Origin of the sequence: Paenibacillus sp. FSL L8-0638 (genome assembly GCF_038593075.1) — a bacterium.
Taxonomy (GTDB): Bacteria; Bacillota; Bacilli; order Paenibacillales; family Paenibacillaceae; genus Paenibacillus; species Paenibacillus polymyxa_D.
Window position 1 is genome coordinate 5,745,038 of the sequence record NZ_CP151960.1, and the last position, 16,395, is coordinate 5,761,432.

Consider the following 16,395-nt stretch of genomic DNA (forward strand, 5'->3'; position numbering starts at 1 on the left):
CATATGGTGTATGGCCTGCACGAAACCCTTGAAGTCCATGAATTGTCAGCGTTCAAAACAGTGTGTCTTACCAAGTCTAAAACCATGCAAGCATTAATCTCTGATCCAACTCTCAAAGCTATATTACAGCAGGATGTTGACTTATCGACCCGCCAATTACAAGAACTCGGTACCCTCTTAGATCAAGCCATCTCACAGGAGGTTAAGCCATGAATACACTGTTGGAGCATTTGACCGGACTGCATACCTTAACGGACCAAGTCATTGCAGCCGATTTTCTGAACGCGGCCAAAAGCGGTGTGAGAAATTACGCTATGGCTGTAACAGAAGCGGGAACTCCAGAAATTAAAGCTATTCTTACGAAGCAACTGGATGAGGCTATTGATATGCATGAGCAGATTTCAACATACATGATCGAACGTGGCTGGTATCACCCTTGGAACGTAAAAGAGCAGCTTTCGATGGATCTACAAAATATCAATACTGCATTGCAAGCCCCCATTTTATAAAGATAGGACGCTCACTTCGGTCGTACATTCCTGCCCGTAGGACGTCCCTTGGGAATTTTAAAAGCACACCCAACCCTTAGCAGTATATGTAAACCCACAAAGCCGCCTTTCACGTCGATACGCGTTAAGGGCGGCTTTTGGGATTAACATGTTATCTTAATTATTCGGCTTGCCAATTCGGCATCCGTTCTGCAGGATAACGAAGACCCGCTGCCATTCCTTTTGGAATAATTGCGTTAATAGCTTCCATTTCCTGTGCGGATAAAACAACATCGACGGATCCTGCATTTTCCTCTAAATACGTAACCCGCTTGGTTCCTGGAATCGGTACAATTCCCTCTTGCGCAAGCAGCCATGCCAACGCCAGTTGAGAAGGTTTGACCCCTTTTTGGGCGGCAAGGTCCTTAACATGCTGCACGAGATCCAGATTTTTCTGGAAATTCTCAGGTTGAAAACGTGGCACAGAGCGACGGAAATCATCTTCTGCAAAATCATCAAACTTCTGAATTTGTCCGCTCAAAAAGCCGCGTCCAAGTGGACTGTAGGCCACAAACTCGATGCCTAGTTCCTTACACGCCGGTATAACTTCATCTTCTGCTTCTCGGCTCCATAAGGAGTATTCCGTTTGCAGCGCTGTAATCGGATGTACCTTGTGAGCGCGTCGAATAAGCCCAGGAGAAGCTTCGGACAGCCCCAAATAGCGGACTTTTCCCGCTTGAACCAAGTCACTCATCGCACCAACTGTTTCCTCGATAGGCACATTCGGATCAACACGATGCTGGTAGTACAGATCAATCACATCTACACCCAGTCTTTGCAGGCTGCGATCACATGCCTCTTTTACGTATTCGGGACGGCCACTTACACCCATAAATGCGCCATCTTCCCCACGCATAATGGAAAATTTAGTGGCTAATACGACTTCGTCGCGGCGGCTCCGCAGGACTTGGCTAATCAGTTTTTCATTTTCCCCCACACCGTAGACATCGGCAGTATCCCAAAAGTTTATCCCTAGCTCCAGCGCACGATGAAGTGTTTTGATCGACTCCTGCTCATTCAACTCACCGTAATATTCGGACATTCCCATGCAGCCCAGACCCAGTGCAGATACTTGAAGGTCACTGTTACCCAGTTGTTTCTTTTTCAATTTCTATCACTCCTAAATTGTCAGAATAGTCATCGTATTTCCTAAGCACCACGTCACATTCCGTATGTTACTACTTAAAGTTAACTTGAAGTCAAGCATTGTCTGGTTTTGAAACGAGAATTATTATGTATGAACAGAAGCGGTCGGTAGCTTCTGGATGGTAGGGAAATTCATTTACAGAGCTAAAGCCTCTTCCGTAATCTTCTTGATATCAATGGATGAAGGCGTTTCTTCCTTAACCATATCGGGCAGGATATTTCCCAAAAAATACTCAACGCAGTGTAATTGAATATTCTTTATTTTTACAAGTGCATTACGGTACATGACTATAAATTCTTTTTCCGTATTTCCCCGCTGAAGTTCTGCAAATGCTTCGTATACCTGATCCATCTTGTCCGCAACTTCAAGGATTAAACCTTCTACAGAATCATCTTTACCTTCCCTTAGCTGTTTGCGAAAAATAGCCTTAAAATCCTCGGGAATATTCTCTTCAATAAAATACTCAATCATACCCTCTTCGACCTGTTGGATTAATAATCGTAGTTCCTTAGAGGAGTGCTTAACTGGCGTTTTGATGTCTCCAATAAAAATCTCCCCGTAATCGTGACTGCTCGTAATCTCGTATAGCTTTTTCCAGTCAATACGGACACCATTTCTCTCTTCAATATCAGCCAGCGTTTTGGCGTATTGTACGACTTTCCAAGAATGTGCCGATACGCTGTGTTCCTCGAATTTAAACTTACCCGGACAACGGATGATTCTTTCCAGCTCATTTAGCGACCGAAAATACGTGTGAATCCCCATCATTGCATCCATCCTTTAATATATATATGAGATAGTCAATCTAAATCCCACTATAAACCTCAACTATTAACAGCAGATTATCGCAATATCAAGTGGAATTCACACATGTAGCATATACACAATTTTTGCTATACACTTTATAAAAGAGGAACTTGCAAAATCCTGAAAAAAATATAAAGTGGTGAATTCGTTGTTCAAAATCTTATTAATTGAAGATGATGAAACTTTGTTCCATGAAATGAAGGATCGGTTAACTCAATGGAACTATGATGTGTATGGCATCCAGGACTTTAATAAAGTCATTCAGGAATTCACAACGATAAAGCCTGATCTGGTCGTGATAGATATTCAATTGCCGAAATTTGATGGGTTTCATTGGTGTCGAATGATTCGATCCCACTCTAACGTCCCCATCCTCTTCTTATCTTCACGGGATCATCCTACGGATATGGTGATGTCAATGCAGCTTGGAGCGGATGATTTTATCCAAAAACCGTTTCATTTTGATGTACTCATTGCCAAATTACAGGCGACACTCCGCCGCGTATATAATTACAATACAGAACCTGTCTCCCTTAAAACATGGTGTGGCGCAACGGTCGACTATGAAAAAAATGTAGTAGCCAATGAGACTGGCTCCATCGAATTAACCAAGAACGAGATTTTTATTTTGAAGCTGCTGATCGAACAAAAAAATAAAATTGTTGCACGTGAGGAATTAATTAAAAGCCTCTGGGATGATGAACGTTTTGTCAGCGACAATACCCTGACCGTCAACTTGAACCGCCTGCGCAAAAAATTGGACGAGCTGGATTTGGGCCGTTTCATTGAAACGAAAGTCGGGCAAGGCTACATGGCTACAGAAGAGGCACCTGCCTATGATTAAAAAATACCTTATAGAGAGGCGGAGCTGGATTCTACTGTTTATGTGTCAGCAATTCCTGATCCTGTTCATTGCTTATGTGGATGCAGCAATTCCGTTAATGCCGATTCTTTATATCGTCTTCTTATCGATGATGATTTTCTTGGTTTTTTTAATCATTCGTTATCCCAAGGAAACCAAGTTCTATACCACACTAGAAAAATGGGAGAGTTCTCTTGAACTAACGGGTATAGGCGAACCGGAGAGTCCGTTTGAGCAAATCATTGAACAAAAAATCACGGGCCAGAACGAACGGTTACAACAGATCATCTCGCAAAATCAATTGACACTTGAACATGAAAAAGATGAACTATTATCCTGGATTCATGAGGTAAAAACACCTTTGACCACCATGCATTTGATGATTGAGCGGTTGGACGACAAGTCCCTAAAAGCTCAGTTAACCTATGAATGGCTACGAATTCACTTACTGCTGGATCAGCAGCTCCATCACAAACGAATATCTTTTATTGAAAATGATCTGTATGTCGAGCAAGTGGATTTAAAATCTCTGGTTTTTAAAGAGATCAAAGCATTACAGTCATGGTGCATCCAAAAGGGGATCGGTTTTGACATCCAACTTGAGCACATGGAAGTGCTGAGTGATGCCAAATGGCTGGCTTTTATCATCAGACAGCTCTTAACCAATGCCATCAAATATAGCGATGCCAGTGATATTATCATTCACAGCTATGAACAAAGGGATCGAATACAGCTTGAGGTTCAAGACTTTGGACGCGGTATTGATCCGAAGGATATACCCCGTATCTTCGAGAAAGGTTTTACCTCCACAACCCAACATTCTGATCACACTTCAACGGGTATGGGGTTATATTTAACGAAAAAGGCAGCACAAACCTTGCTCATACATATAGATGTGCACTCCAAACCGAACGTAGGTACAACCTTCACTTTAATTTTTCCCAAACGAAATGATTTCGTGAGTGTGGTAAGCATGTGACAGAGATGTCACATGCTTTTATGTATTGTTCGCCCAATCAAAGGAAAAACATCGGCTCAATTTTTATAATAAGGCTACAAGAACAATAAGGAGTGCATCGAAGTGAACATTTTAGAAGCTCATAAAATCCGTAAAAGCTACGGTAATAAGTTCAATATGCAGGAGGTTTTGAAGGGAATAGATATCTTTATTGAAGAAGGGGAATTTGTCAGTATTATGGGAGCCTCCGGTTCAGGTAAAACCACATTGCTGAATGTTCTTTCCTCTATTGATAAAGTGAGCCAAGGTTCCATTAGAATCAATGATATCGAAATGACGAAAATGAAAGAAAAGCAACTGGCTGAATTTCGCAAAGAGCATTTAGGCTTTATTTTTCAGGAGTATAATCTGCTGGATACGCTAACGGTGAAGGAGAACATCCTCTTACCGTTATCCATCACCAAAACGCCTAAAAAAGAAGCCAACCGAAGATTTCAGGAAGTGGCTACAGAATTGGGGATTTATGAGTTGAAAGATAAGTATCCCAATGAAATTTCGGGTGGACAGAAACAGCGTACATCAGCGGCCAGAGCGTTTATTCATGAGCCCAGTATTATTTTCGCCGATGAACCTACGGGTGCACTGGATTCCAAATCGGCTTCCGATTTATTAAACAAGCTGGGCCAGTTGAACCAAAAACGCAAAGCAACCATTATTATGGTCACGCATGATCCTGTCGCTGCCAGCCATTGCAGTCGGGTTATTTTTATTAAGGATGGACAAATGTATACGCAACTTCACAAAGGTGAGCAGGAAAGACAAAGCTTCTTCCAGGATATCATGAAAACCCAAGGGGTTTTAGGCGGGGTCCAATATGAACATTAATCTGCTCATTCTAAAGAATTTGAAAAAAAACCTGAAAAATTATTACCTTTATGTTTTTGCCCTCATTTTCAGTGTTGCGCTCTATTTCGCTTTTGTCACATTACAGTACGATCCCTCCATGGACGAAGTGAAGGGTTCTGTTAAAGGTGCAGCTTCCATACGCGCAGCATCCGTTTTACTGGTCGCTATTGTCTGCATCTTCCTTTTGTATGCTAATAATATCTTTATAAAAAGACGCAGCAAAGAAATTGGCCTATTTCAATTAATCGGAATGACTAAAAACAAAATTTTTCGCATCCTGAGTGCTGAAAACTTAATTCTATACTTCAGTTCACTATTCATAGGAATTGGGGTTGGATTCTCCTTTTCCAAATTAGTGATCATGATTTTATTTAAGACGACGGGCGTCGAAGCCATTGCCACTCTATATTTTTCTAACCAAGCACTGACTCAAACACTCATCGTTTTTGTTGTCATCTACCTGCTGATCATGCTCATGAATTATTCTTTTATCAAAAGACAAAGTATTTTGTCCTTGTTCAGAGTGACCTCAACCACCGAAGGGAAAATCAAGAAAATATCGATCTTTGAGATGATCATCGGGATCATTGGCATCTCATTCATCGCTTTAGGTTACTATGTTTCCTCCAAATTATTTGGTGGAGACTTTACATCCATAAATGAATTGTTTATGGCTATGGTGTTTATTTTGGGCACTGTCATCATCGGAACACTCCTTTTTTATAAAGGATCTATCCGTTTTATTTCCAATATCATCAGAAAGAGTAAAGGCGGATATTTAAACATCCATGAGGTGCTGTCCCTCTCGTCCATTATGTTCCGCATGAAGTCCAATGCTTTGTTGTTGACCATTATTACGACAGTATCGGCACTTGCCATCGGTTTACTTTCCTTAAGCTATATCGCCTATTATTCTGCGGATCAAGCAGCTGAGGACAATGTACCTTCCCATTTTGCCATGACGAATGTACCGGATGCGGAGAAATTCAAAGCGTTACTTCATGAGCATGATATAAAGTATCGTGAAAAGAAAATTGAAGTGATTCAAGTCAGTGTGAAGACAGCGCAAATTATGGAGACTCCTATGGAACAATTAAATGATGGTACGGATTCCATGACACTGCCTGTCGTAAGCGACCAATCTGTGGAGGGTACGGATGTAACTCCAGGCCAAACGGTTTTAACGGGCTATAATGATATGTTACAGAAATTCATGTCCTTGAAAGACTTTGGCCCCTTGGATTTGAAGGGGAAAACAGAAGTCATACCTCAACAATATGTGGGTCTAAAAAAGGATTATGTCATTCCCTACTATTTTGCAGCCGGGGGAGTACCCACTGCCATTGTAGACGAAACCATCTTTGAGCGGTTAAAGAAAGATGTAAATCCAGAGATCCAAAAGAAGTCATCCTTATATATTGGAATTGATATGATAAATGCAGCACAGATTGAAGAAGCCGATCGCCTCTTTGCAGCTGCGAATTTTAATGATCAACAAACATCCCGCCTTGAAATGGGCAGCAATCAGAAGCGGAACATGGGAGTGATCATGTTTGTAGTTGGCTTTTTAGGACTCACCTTTCTCATTACATCAGGCTGTATCCTTTACTTTAAGCAAATGGATGAGAGCGAAGACGAAAAAGCCAATTATACGGTGTTAAGAAAGTTAGGGTTCACCCAAAGTGACCTGCTTCGAGGCATTAAAATAAAACAACTCTTTAACTTCGGTATTCCATTAGTGATTGGCCTATCACACAGCTATTTCGCCGTTCAATCCGGCTGGTTCTTGTTTGGAACCGAAATTTGGATGCCTATGATCATCGTTATGGTGCTGTACACCGCCCTATATTCCATTTTTGGGGTGCTATCTATCGTGTATTATAAAAAGGTCATTAAATCAGCATTATAATCAGCAAAAAGCAAAAAAGCCCTAGGCGAAAGCGCTGGGGCTTCTCCAAATATTTGAGCATTTTCGTTCCTACATGTACAATAAAATAACTATCATCGTAACCCCAAAGGGGGAGAGCTTATTTTATTATTAATCATCAATGGCATCGGCATCGTGGCCAATATCATACTCGGTTCCTTTATAGGCGCAGCTATTTTTATGGGAATCGTTTTTTTCCTGATTGGCTTGCCTGAGTTTAAAAAATCGCCGAAACTTACGAAAAAGGCTAAAAAATATATCGCCTATATTATGTCAACTCTATTAACTCTTGTTGTATTCATGGTTATCGTTTTCTGGAATATCCGTGCCTCAGGTGATTTGATGCTAGCAGGTCCGCTAACACCGCAAATGAAGTTTCACTGGGGGCAAAAGGTGTTGATGCTAGGGTTACTAGAGGGCTTATGGGCTGTCATCACCCTAAAATGGCTATTACCCATCTTTTTTGATCCGCTGGATCTCAATAAGAAGCAAATCCTTGTTTTAGTGAGCGGGATTGTATTTAGTGTAGTTTCAGGTATTTATACCATACTTGAAGCAAGTTAATGGTTCGCCTCTACAGAGGCTCGTGTGAATGCTTAACGCAAAGGTTCAAAACCCTCTGCTTGCTTCAGAATCCGCTCAATTTCCGCGCATGTCTCCGGTTGCAGCGTCACTTCGACTGCTTTTACATTTTCCTCAATTTGTGCCGGTTTAGTAGCCCCAATAAGTGCAGCGCTGATACCCGGTTCTCTCAGAATCCAAGCAAGCGCGAGCTGTGACAGGGTAACACCTAAGTTCTTCGCCAGCTTATCCAGCTCCTGGACACAGTTCAGAACGGTATCGTTCATGTAACTACTAATGACATTATTGACAGAGGCATCAGCCCCGCGGCTACCCGTCGGTAAAGGTTGTCCAGGCTTGTATTTCCCCGTGAGGACCCCTTGGGCCAGAGGCGAAAATACAATTTGGCCGATGCCTACCTGCCCGGATACCGGAAGTACCTCATGCTCGATGTAACGTTCGAACATATTATAGATCGGCTGATTGGCAATCAGCGGGCGCAGATTCAGCCTTTTTCCAATCCCATAAGCATCCATGAGCTGGGCAGCACTCCATTCGCTGACAGCAGCGTACAGAATCTTACCCTGAGCCTGAAGGTCATCGAGCGCTCGCAGCGTCTCTTCTAAAGGAGTGTCTGGATCATAACGATGACAAAAGTACATGTCGATATAATCCGTACCCAGACGCTTCAGACTCGCTTCACATTGCTCCATAATGTGCTTGCGTGACAGTCCCCTGTCATTGGGACCGGTATCCATAGGGAAGTACACCTTGGTAGATAATACATAGCTATCTCTTCGATAGGACTTCAAAGCAGCTCCCATAGCCTTTTCGCCTTCTCCCCGGTTATACGCGTTCGCGGTATCAAAGAAATTAATCCCGAGTTCAAAGGCTTTGGCAATACAGGTATGAGCTGCTTCCTGCTCGGCGGCTGTACCGTACGTCAACCAGCTCCCCAAGCCGATTTCACTAATTTTAAGACCACTGTTGCCTACATTTCTATATTTCATATCTACTCCTTCTTTCATAAGAGGATTATATTTTTATATTTTAACATGTAAACCCTTTCATTAAAATCATTGATAAAGGATTCATGGAGTTACATGAAGGATATCTACCACCCTGACTGTTAGGGTGGTAGATGCTTTAGTCTCACAAGCTCAAATCATGTCTACTTGCTTCCTACAGGAAAAAGCGCATCATATGCAGGACAAGGCAGTTTGTCGAGAAACTCCTGAAGCTGCTTCGGTTTATTTTTGTAAATATCCTTTAAGGATGTTCCGTTATAGATATTGCCGATGACCACAGGATGGCATAGCTCACAGATCAGGATGTCCCCGTTCCCGTGCAGATGGAGCTGTTTTTTACCATCAACACAATTGGAAAAATACACACCCGGCTGTTCCTGGAAACCCAGTGCTTCTGCGAAACGGTCCATACAGGTGAAATACAATACAGTGTCATCTTTTTTATGTGCAATCAGGTCATGAACGGAACGGACGAGCGCTTCCTTGGTGGAAATAGCGTTCCAGTTGGTATGATCCATCACAATGCTGTTTTGGATTTCATGGATGCGGACACCGAGATCATATACCATTTCGCTAATAGCTGGCATGTTGTTCTGCGTCTCCGCAAACAGCAACGTCTCCAACACCGTTTCCAGCTTGGCCTCGGTACATAACCGGATATTTTGAACAATTTTCTCATACATGCGAGGATGAACATGATAATAGGCTGCATATTTATCAGCATCCGTGAAGTTGAAGGAGATATGAATGTTGGAAAGACCTGCATCACGCAGTTTCTCAATTCGTTCAGGGCTGAGCAAGCTGGCATTGGTGTTGAGCTGGGTAGCGATTCCTTTGCTCGAACAGTGAGCCACAATGTCCAGACAATCCTCATACTTCAAGGTCACTTCTCCCCCGGACAGTCGCACACGTTTTAACGTTGGAATGTCATCAATAATATCAATGACCTCTTTGCTGCTAATGCATTGCCCATCGTTCCGCTGATATGCGCAGCAGTAATCACACTTGAAGTTGCAATTAGAGGTGACCCCGACTTCCAGTCCCTCCAGCTCGTAGATGCCCGGCTTTTCCAGTTCAAGTGCTTTATATTTGTTCTCTATACTCACTTTCTCATGATCCTCCCGATCTCAGGCTTGTGTCTTGAATTCCCCTGAAATTATACAGAATAGGAGCGGTTTGTAGATATGACATTGGTAACGGTGGGTTACTTTACTTTACGGGAGTAAGAAATTCTTTATCTACATACTTATACGTCTCAAATAAACCTTGAGAGCCATAAGGCACATCTAATTCATGTCCATTCAAAGTAATATAGGATTGTCCTGTTACGGCTAACTCCTGATGAAAAGGATCTATCTTTTTAATGTTTTCTACATTTGTAAATGAAAAAACCCATATCTCAGCATTCGTAGCTAAGTCACCCGCTGCAATGACTAACTCGTTAGTTCCATCATGATCAAAGTCGTAAACGCTCGCTTGAAGCCTATAGCCTGCTTTCAATTCCCCAAACTCGTCAAAGGCTTCCGATTCTCCAGTTGAAGACAGGTCGAGCGGCCAACCTGTAGACTCGGAAGGGAATACCACCAACGTTTTCACCCCGTTAGGATGATCCATCCCTAATACGAGTTCAGCCTTAGTTGCGCCCATTTGGAGGGGTAACTCCACATCAGGTTGGCCTGACGTCCAATCTGCATGAACTAATGAATTTCCCTCTTCTGAACGTATAATAGCTTTTTCTTTAGGTATGACCACTTTCATAGATTGGCCTGCATCAGTTGCATTTTCCTTCTTCTGTTCAGAATTTATCGGTTGTTCAGAAGACATATTTTTAGAGGTCGAAGCTTTTGAAGACGAATCCGTGTTCTTCTCTTGATGGGCTCCACATGCTGTCACAATCAGCAATAAAAATAAAATCATTATAGACGATGTTTTTTTCATAAATTTCAAAACCTGTTCCTTTCTCATTTATCCTAATATTTCATAAAACAATGGTGCTATGTAATTCCCATAGATAATAATAACATATATTGAATAGAGCTCTTGAATTTCAACACATGTCCTGAAATTGTGATCAATATGTGAACTGGGCATAGTTCTCATTCCCAAATCCATACTGAATATATCTGTTGGTAATGGAGGCGGGAATTGTGGATAAAAGGATGAATCTGCTTATGTTCAGCGGCGATTATGATAAGGCAATGGCTGGACTGATTCTGGCAAATACAGCGCGGGAATTGGATGTGGACGTGACGATGTTTTTTGCGTTCTGGGGATTATCACTGGTTCGTGATCCCGAGAAGATGACGCTTGAGGATAAGACGATTTACGAGAAACTCATGGACTTGATGACGCCCAAAGGGCCTGAATCCTTACCGCTGTCCCATATGAATTTTAGTGGTCTGGGCAAACTGATGCTAACGGAAATGTTGGAAGACAATGAAGCCCCAAAGCTGATCCACTTCCTAAAAGGTGCCCGGAAGAAAAACGTCAAATTTTATGCCTGTAAGCTATCGGTGGATATTATGGGTTTTAAACCGGAAGAATTTATACCTGAACTGGAAATTATCGAGGCCAAAACGTATCTAAAAGATGCGCTCGAATCCGATATGCAGTTGTTTATATAGGATAGACTTGCGCCTTATCCGGCTGTTGGATGAGGCTTTTATTGTGACTAAATGATGACACTCGCCTATTTTTTTTAACCCATTCGGGCCTACCTACGTACCCTAAAAAGACAGAACGACTTGGGAGGCGCCGTATGCTCATGGCTCGAATTGGAAGCAGTAATTGTAGGTATCAGCCTTCTAACGAGGCTTATTTCCAAAGGTATCGCGAAAGTACAATAGGATATCACCAGACCTTTGAATCTCCATATGGGCAAAAAAAGCTGATTTATGCGGATTGGGCAGCCAGCGGCCGTCTGTATGGACCCATCGAGTCGAAAATAGCTCATGAATTAGGCCCTTTTGTGGCGAACACGCATACGGAGTCTAATTTGACAGGAACTCTGATGACCCAAGCCTATGAAGAAGCGAAACAAATCATTAAAAACCACGTTCATGCCAATGAACATGATATCATCCTGTTCGCCGGGTCTGGTATGACAGGTGCAGTGAATAAGCTTCAGCGGCTGTTAGGATTGAAAATACATGAAAAATTAAAACCCCTCTACCCCATCGCGGAAAAAGAACGCCCCGTTATTTTCGTTACACATATGGAGCATCATTCCAATCATATTTCCTGGGCAGAAACCATTGGAGACGTTGTATGTCTTCCTCCGGGTCCCGGCGGGATTGTCGATCCAACTCATCTCGAACGACTACTGCTTCAATTCCGGCATCGTCCTATCAAAATCGGCGCCTTTACCGCCTGCTCTAATGTTACAGGGTTCGAAGTGCCTATTTACCAGCTAGCCCGCAAAATGCACGAACATGGCGGCGTTTGTTTCATTGATTTTTCGGCAAGCGCACCTTATGCCGAGATCAACATGCACCCCACAGATCCCCTTGAGAAACTGGACGGGATTGTATTTTCACCCCACAAATTTCTTGGGGGTCCCGGTACAAGCGGTGTTTTAATTATGGATTCGAGACTGTGCCTTAATTGTGCTCCAGATCAGCCCGGAGGGGGTACAGTTAGCTGGACCAATCCTTGGGGTGGATACGAGTATAAAAATAATACTGAAGCCCGTGAGGATGGAGGGACGCCTGCCTATCTACAGGCCGTTCGAACGGCGCTCTGCATTCGGCTAAAAGAACAGATGGGACAGAAGCGTCTGTTGGAGCGCAAAAAGGAACTGACATCATTATTACTAAAGAGCTTGAGTACCATACCAGGGCTACACATTTTAGGAGGAAGCAGCCAAGAACGAATGGGAATCGTTTCTTTCGTTGTCGGCCATATTCACTATAACCTGATTGTAAAACTATTGAATGATTGGTTTGGCATCCAGGTCCGGGGCGGCTGCTCTTGTGCAGGCCCCTACGGACATTATTTGCTGGGCATTGACCCACAAACATCCAAACAAATGACAGACCTGATCCATGCGGGAGACTTATCTCGAAAACCGGGCTGGGTGCGTCTGTCGCTCCATCCCATGATGACGAATCAGGAAGTCTCCTATATCGCCTCTTCCATACGAGCAATCGTGGAAAACATCATGACCTGGCAAAAAGATTATACCTATCAACCAGATACGAACGAATGGCGAGCTATGAATGAACATAACAAAATAGACATCAGCAAATGGTTCAATTTCAGCGATTAAGAGACTCGTGTCCGTTTCCTTCTTTCAAAACTCTCATAGAATACTCTGTAGGATTACTATATGATGAAAGAAGTGACGACAAATGGGTCTCAATTTTCGCAACAGTACCAATGCGGCTATCTTTGTGGTCTTTGCCTATCCGGACTTCAGCTGTACTCCTGTTAACTACTCTAAAGCAGGCTGGTACCAAGTTAATCCCGGACAGACTATCCAGGTGTGGAGCGGCTTCCCAGGAGGTACTACGTTCTATTATTATGCGGAAAATGTTTTTGGACGCGAATGGCGTGGTTCATATTTCACTCAAGTTCCTGAGAATGCCTTCAATTGGTGCTGGGATACAGGCTGTACCACTTGTAGAAGCGTGGGACTGCGGAGAATCGCAGTTAGTCCGTTCGTCTTCGACTATACTATCAACTTTGTAACGAGCAGCAGTCAAAGAAAACCTGCATCATCCACACTCCGCATGACATTGCCTTCCAAAGCAACCCAAGAGAAACCTATCTTGCGCAGAGTTCCTGCTAAACCTAAGAGACTAAAACAAGGAAAGCCTCAATTACAGAAACGCATCACGCATAAAAAACGAACCAAATAAAGAATGATCTCATCAGCTCGCATATAGTTTTTTTAGAAGCAAAAAAGGAGCGACCTCACCCCCATGGCCTGCTCCTTTCTCTTTTATCTATTGAGATCAATCCACTTATTTACTCTCGGATTCCCACTTGGATATCTCTTCACGAACCCGTGGTGCTACCTCTGTTCCCAATAGCTCAATAGCTCTCATGACATCGTCATGCGGCATCGTACCGACGGGCACGTGCAACAGAAAACGTGTAATGCCTACCTGTTTACGGAGATGAATGATTTTCTTGGCAACCGTGTCTGAATCACCTACATATAACGCTCCTTCAAAGCTGCGTGCGGCATCGAAGCTGGAGCGAGTGTAAGGGCCCCAACCGCGTTCACGCCCAAGCACATTCATGCTCTGCTGAGTGGAAGGGAAGAACTTATCCGCTGCCAGCTCAGTCGTCTCTGCGATAAAACCATGTGAGTGTGATGCAACCGGAAGCAGCGATGCATCATGACCAGCATGCCTAGCGGCTTTTTTATACAGTTCCACCAACGGGGCAAACTGTACAGGGCTACCCCCGATAATCGCCAGAACCAATGGCAAACCGAGCAATCCTGCACGAACCACAGATTCCTGATTCCCCCCACTCCCAATCCATACGGGCAACGGATTTTGAACTGGACGCGGATACACGCCCAAATTGTGAATTGCAGGCCGATGTCCGCCCTTCCAGGTGACTTTCTCGGATTCTCGGATTTTCAATAACAGCTCCAGTTTTTCATCAAATAACTCATCGTAGTTATCCAAATCATACCCAAATAACGGGAACGATTCGATAAAAGAGCCCCGGCCTGCCATAATCTCAGCTCGTCCATTCGAAATGCCGTCCAGTGTAGCAAAATCCTGAAACACACGTACGGGATCATCCGATGAAAGCACCGTAACTGCACTGGTTAACCGAATTCGTTGGGTCTGTGCCGCTGCAGCAGCGAGGATAACAGCCGGAGCAGATGCTGCATAATCTTTACGATGATGCTCCCCTACGCCGTACACATCCAGCCCTACCTGATCTGCAAGTACAATCTCCTCGACCACTTCACGTATTCGTTGTGCGTGACTAATAACCTCACCCGTTTGGGGATCCGGCGTTGTTTCTACAAACGTGCTTATCCCTATCTCCACTTGCTCTACCCCCTATTTTCATGTTTCATTCTCATTCGGCTGCTTTCGAAGCCAATCATTTTAAAAACCGATATCTTTATATTGAACCTTTTTCGCATCTTTTTCAACCTCTCCTTTTTGGAGTCTGAAAGCCAGCCAAGGGAAGTGTCAAGAATTCGCCGCAGGAAAAGAAGACTCTTTGTCGAATATTGTATGGAACAAAGAAGTTTCCCATCCCCACACCATGAATACAACAAGGAGGCACTTACATTTATGGCTTTTGTTATTAATAATTTAAAGGATAACAGCAATGTTGCTATCACTGACCAATTAGGCGGATTTACGGTACTGGAATACATAACAGATTTGAGCTGCACCTCGGTTGCGGCTGCGCAAGACAATTACTATATGAGCAAAAGTAACATGCGCCGCAAACAGCTCATGATCGAAATCAACAATAGTGAGATTATGATGAAGGCGGGAGCCATGCAATATACTGTGGGTAGCATGGAAATGACTACCGGTGTAAAAGGCGTGGGAGGCTTAATGCGAAACTTGGTGTCCGGCGCTGTAACAGGGACAGGTGCCATTAAACCGCACTATAAAGGCACGGGTACCATTATGCTGGAGCCTACCTACCAATATATTTGGCTTATTGATGTCGACAATGATGATATTGCCATCGAAGACGGCTTGTTTTTGGCTTGTGACACGACGCTGGACATATCCGTCGTTGCACGTAGTAATCTTTCCTCTGCCGCACTGGGTGGAGAAGGGTTATTTAATTTAAGCGCCCGCGGAAAAGGAGTTCTGGCACTTCAAGCGCCAATCCCTTCCGAGGAAGCGGTCGTTATAGAATTGCAAAATGATGTGCTGAAGGTGGATGGTAACTTTGCCCTCATGTGGTCCAATACCTTACAGTTCACCGTCGAAAAATCTGGAAAAACCAAAATGGGCTCGGCTGCTTCCGGCGAAGGGCTGGTAAATGTGTACAGGGGAACAGGAACCGTATGGTTAGCGCCCTTATAAACAAAAAAAGGAGAAGCCCTCGGCTTCTCCTTTCTTACATTTTAATTCTTTTTTACAAACTCCGATTTTAGCTTCATTGCTCCAAAACCATCAATTTTGCAGTCAATATCGTGATCGCCATCCACCAGACGGATGTTTTTTACTTTGGTGCCGATTTTTAAGACGGATGAGCTTCCCTTCACTTTAAGGTCTTTAATGACAGTTACAGAGTCACCATCCTGCAGAATGTTACCATTCGCATCTTTGACGATCTTAATGTCTTCACTGCTTGCTTCTGACTCGGTAGACCACTCATGAGCGCATTCCGGACAAATGAAAAGACTGCGATCCTCATAAGTGTACTCTGAATTACATTCAGGACAATTTGGTAAATTAGACATGGTATTATGTACTCCATTCATTTTCAAATTCTACTGCTGTGCTAAGCTTCCCTGGATAGACCAAGCTTGCTCCAAGTCTTCCTTGGAGTTCCCTACAAGTATATTGGATAATCCGTCACGATTCCACTCATGGATGAAACTAATCTGAGTATTGTTGCACCTCATATGTAAGCGTTCTGTCTGCTGAAAATGTCCATAGGTGAACATATAACTAAAAACGGATGTTGCCTACGTAGGCAGCATCCG

Annotated in this window: 18 protein-coding genes; 11 read left to right on the forward strand and 7 right to left on the reverse strand. The window is 43.3% G+C overall.

Going from position 1 to position 16,395, the window contains the following annotated elements; all coding sequences use genetic code 11:
- Positions 1-3: 3 nt before the first annotated feature.
- The gene (locus tag MKY35_RS25640; RefSeq protein WP_029518844.1) at positions 4-213 is read left to right on the forward strand and encodes a hypothetical protein; all 210 of its coding nucleotides are present in this window, start codon (positions 4-6) and stop codon (positions 211-213) included.
- Positions 210-509 (forward strand): spore coat protein, encoded by a 300-nt coding sequence (locus MKY35_RS25645; RefSeq protein ID WP_342445183.1) that lies wholly within the window; start codon positions 210-212, stop codon positions 507-509. Before MKY35_RS25640 ends, MKY35_RS25645 begins: the two co-directional genes overlap by 4 nt.
- 160 nt (positions 510-669) lie before the next feature.
- Here the strand turns inward: MKY35_RS25645 and MKY35_RS25650 are convergent, their stop codons facing one another.
- Complete coding sequence (locus tag MKY35_RS25650) at positions 670-1,656, reverse strand: aldo/keto reductase (protein ID WP_029518846.1); 987 nt, start codon at positions 1,654-1,656, stop codon at positions 670-672.
- Positions 1,657-1,830: 174 nt separating this feature from the next.
- A complete protein-coding gene (locus tag MKY35_RS25655) occupies positions 1,831-2,460 on the reverse strand; it encodes a YfbR-like 5'-deoxynucleotidase (RefSeq protein WP_342446713.1) in 630 nt (209 codons plus the stop codon).
- A gap of 190 nt (positions 2,461-2,650) precedes the next feature.
- Here MKY35_RS25655 and MKY35_RS25660 point away from each other — a divergent pair, with 190 nt between their 5' ends.
- From MKY35_RS25660 to MKY35_RS25680, 5 genes are all read left to right on the forward strand, one after another.
- Complete coding sequence (locus MKY35_RS25660; protein ID WP_029518848.1) at positions 2,651-3,346, forward strand: response regulator transcription factor; 696 nt, start codon at positions 2,651-2,653, stop codon at positions 3,344-3,346.
- Positions 3,339-4,343 carry a sensor histidine kinase gene (locus tag MKY35_RS25665; protein WP_342445184.1) on the forward strand — a complete coding sequence of 335 codons (1,005 nt, stop codon included), beginning with the start codon at positions 3,339-3,341 and terminating at the stop codon, positions 4,341-4,343. Before MKY35_RS25660 ends, MKY35_RS25665 begins: the two co-directional genes overlap by 8 nt.
- Before the next feature lie 102 nt (positions 4,344-4,445).
- A complete protein-coding gene (locus MKY35_RS25670) occupies positions 4,446-5,207 on the forward strand; it encodes an ABC transporter ATP-binding protein (RefSeq protein WP_342445185.1) in 762 nt (253 codons plus the stop codon).
- Entirely contained in the window at positions 5,197-7,137 is a 1,941-nt protein-coding gene (locus MKY35_RS25675) for an ABC transporter permease (protein ID WP_342445186.1), read from the forward strand. Before MKY35_RS25670 ends, MKY35_RS25675 begins: the two co-directional genes overlap by 11 nt.
- Before the next feature lie 153 nt (positions 7,138-7,290).
- Positions 7,291-7,719, forward strand: a complete 429-nt coding sequence (locus MKY35_RS25680) for a hypothetical protein (RefSeq protein WP_342445187.1) — start codon at positions 7,291-7,293, stop codon at positions 7,717-7,719.
- A gap of 32 nt (positions 7,720-7,751) precedes the next feature.
- Here MKY35_RS25680 and MKY35_RS25685 read toward each other — a convergent pair whose 3' ends face one another.
- The 3 genes from MKY35_RS25685 to MKY35_RS25695 all read right to left on the reverse strand — a co-directional run bounded on the left by MKY35_RS25685 (position 7,752) and on the right by MKY35_RS25695 (position 10,682).
- On the reverse strand, positions 7,752-8,726 hold the full coding sequence (locus MKY35_RS25685) for an aldo/keto reductase family protein (protein WP_069012295.1): 975 nt from the start codon (positions 8,724-8,726) through the stop codon (positions 7,752-7,754).
- Positions 8,727-8,887: 161 nt separating this feature from the next.
- Positions 8,888-9,850, reverse strand: coding sequence for a radical SAM protein (locus MKY35_RS25690; RefSeq protein WP_342445188.1), 963 nt, complete (start codon positions 9,848-9,850; stop codon positions 8,888-8,890).
- A gap of 103 nt (positions 9,851-9,953) precedes the next feature.
- Complete coding sequence (locus tag MKY35_RS25695) at positions 9,954-10,682, reverse strand: hypothetical protein (RefSeq protein WP_342445189.1); 729 nt, start codon at positions 10,680-10,682, stop codon at positions 9,954-9,956.
- Positions 10,683-10,891: 209 nt separating this feature from the next.
- Between MKY35_RS25695 and MKY35_RS25700 the strand changes: the two genes are divergently transcribed.
- The 3 genes from MKY35_RS25700 to MKY35_RS25710 all read left to right on the forward strand — a co-directional run bounded on the left by MKY35_RS25700 (position 10,892) and on the right by MKY35_RS25710 (position 13,603).
- On the forward strand, positions 10,892-11,368 hold the full coding sequence (locus tag MKY35_RS25700) for a DsrE/DsrF/DrsH-like family protein (protein WP_029518856.1): 477 nt from the start codon (positions 10,892-10,894) through the stop codon (positions 11,366-11,368).
- 134 nt (positions 11,369-11,502) lie between these two features.
- A complete protein-coding gene (locus MKY35_RS25705; protein WP_342445190.1) occupies positions 11,503-13,011 on the forward strand; it encodes an aminotransferase class V-fold PLP-dependent enzyme in 1,509 nt (502 codons plus the stop codon).
- 82 nt (positions 13,012-13,093) lie between these two features.
- On the forward strand, positions 13,094-13,603 hold the full coding sequence (locus MKY35_RS25710) for a DUF1036 domain-containing protein (protein WP_342445191.1): 510 nt from the start codon (positions 13,094-13,096) through the stop codon (positions 13,601-13,603).
- Positions 13,604-13,708: 105 nt separating this feature from the next.
- On the opposite strand, the gene MKY35_RS25715 is transcribed toward MKY35_RS25710, so the two are convergent.
- A complete protein-coding gene (locus tag MKY35_RS25715) occupies positions 13,709-14,761 on the reverse strand; it encodes an LLM class flavin-dependent oxidoreductase (RefSeq protein WP_069012299.1) in 1,053 nt (350 codons plus the stop codon).
- A gap of 252 nt (positions 14,762-15,013) precedes the next feature.
- On the opposite strand from MKY35_RS25715, the gene MKY35_RS25720 reads away from it, so the two are divergent.
- Entirely contained in the window at positions 15,014-15,769 is a 756-nt protein-coding gene (locus tag MKY35_RS25720) for an AIM24 family protein (protein WP_029518860.1), read from the forward strand.
- A gap of 41 nt (positions 15,770-15,810) precedes the next feature.
- Here the strand turns inward: MKY35_RS25720 and MKY35_RS25725 are convergent, their stop codons facing one another.
- Positions 15,811-16,149, reverse strand: coding sequence for a zinc ribbon domain-containing protein YjdM (locus MKY35_RS25725; RefSeq protein ID WP_342445192.1), 339 nt, complete (start codon positions 16,147-16,149; stop codon positions 15,811-15,813).
- Positions 16,150-16,395: the final 246 nt, after the last annotated feature.

Bases quoted from the DNA above. Each gene is read 5' to 3' on its own strand.
- MKY35_RS25640 (WP_029518844.1), top strand. From the start codon at position 4: ATGGTGTATGGCCTGCACGAAACCCTTGAAGTCCATGAATTGTCAGCG.
- MKY35_RS25645 (WP_342445183.1), top strand. From the start codon at position 210: ATGAATACACTGTTGGAGCATTTGACCGGACTGCATACCTTAACGGAC.
- MKY35_RS25655 (WP_342446713.1), bottom strand. From the start codon at position 2,460: ATGGGGATTCACACGTATTTTCGGTCGCTAAATGAGCTGGAAAGAATC.
- MKY35_RS25665 (WP_342445184.1), top strand. From the start codon at position 3,339: ATGATTAAAAAATACCTTATAGAGAGGCGGAGCTGGATTCTACTGTTT.
- MKY35_RS25675 (WP_342445186.1), top strand. From the start codon at position 5,197: ATGAACATTAATCTGCTCATTCTAAAGAATTTGAAAAAAAACCTGAAA.
- MKY35_RS25685 (WP_069012295.1), bottom strand. From the start codon at position 8,726: ATGAAATATAGAAATGTAGGCAACAGTGGTCTTAAAATTAGTGAAATC.
- MKY35_RS25695 (WP_342445189.1), bottom strand. From the start codon at position 10,682: ATGAAAAAAACATCGTCTATAATGATTTTATTTTTATTGCTGATTGTG.
- MKY35_RS25705 (WP_342445190.1), top strand. From the start codon at position 11,503: ATGCTCATGGCTCGAATTGGAAGCAGTAATTGTAGGTATCAGCCTTCT.
- MKY35_RS25710 (WP_342445191.1), top strand. From the start codon at position 13,094: ATGGGTCTCAATTTTCGCAACAGTACCAATGCGGCTATCTTTGTGGTC.
- MKY35_RS25720 (WP_029518860.1), top strand. From the start codon at position 15,014: ATGGCTTTTGTTATTAATAATTTAAAGGATAACAGCAATGTTGCTATC.
- MKY35_RS25725 (WP_342445192.1), bottom strand. From the start codon at position 16,149: ATGTCTAATTTACCAAATTGTCCTGAATGTAATTCAGAGTACACTTAT.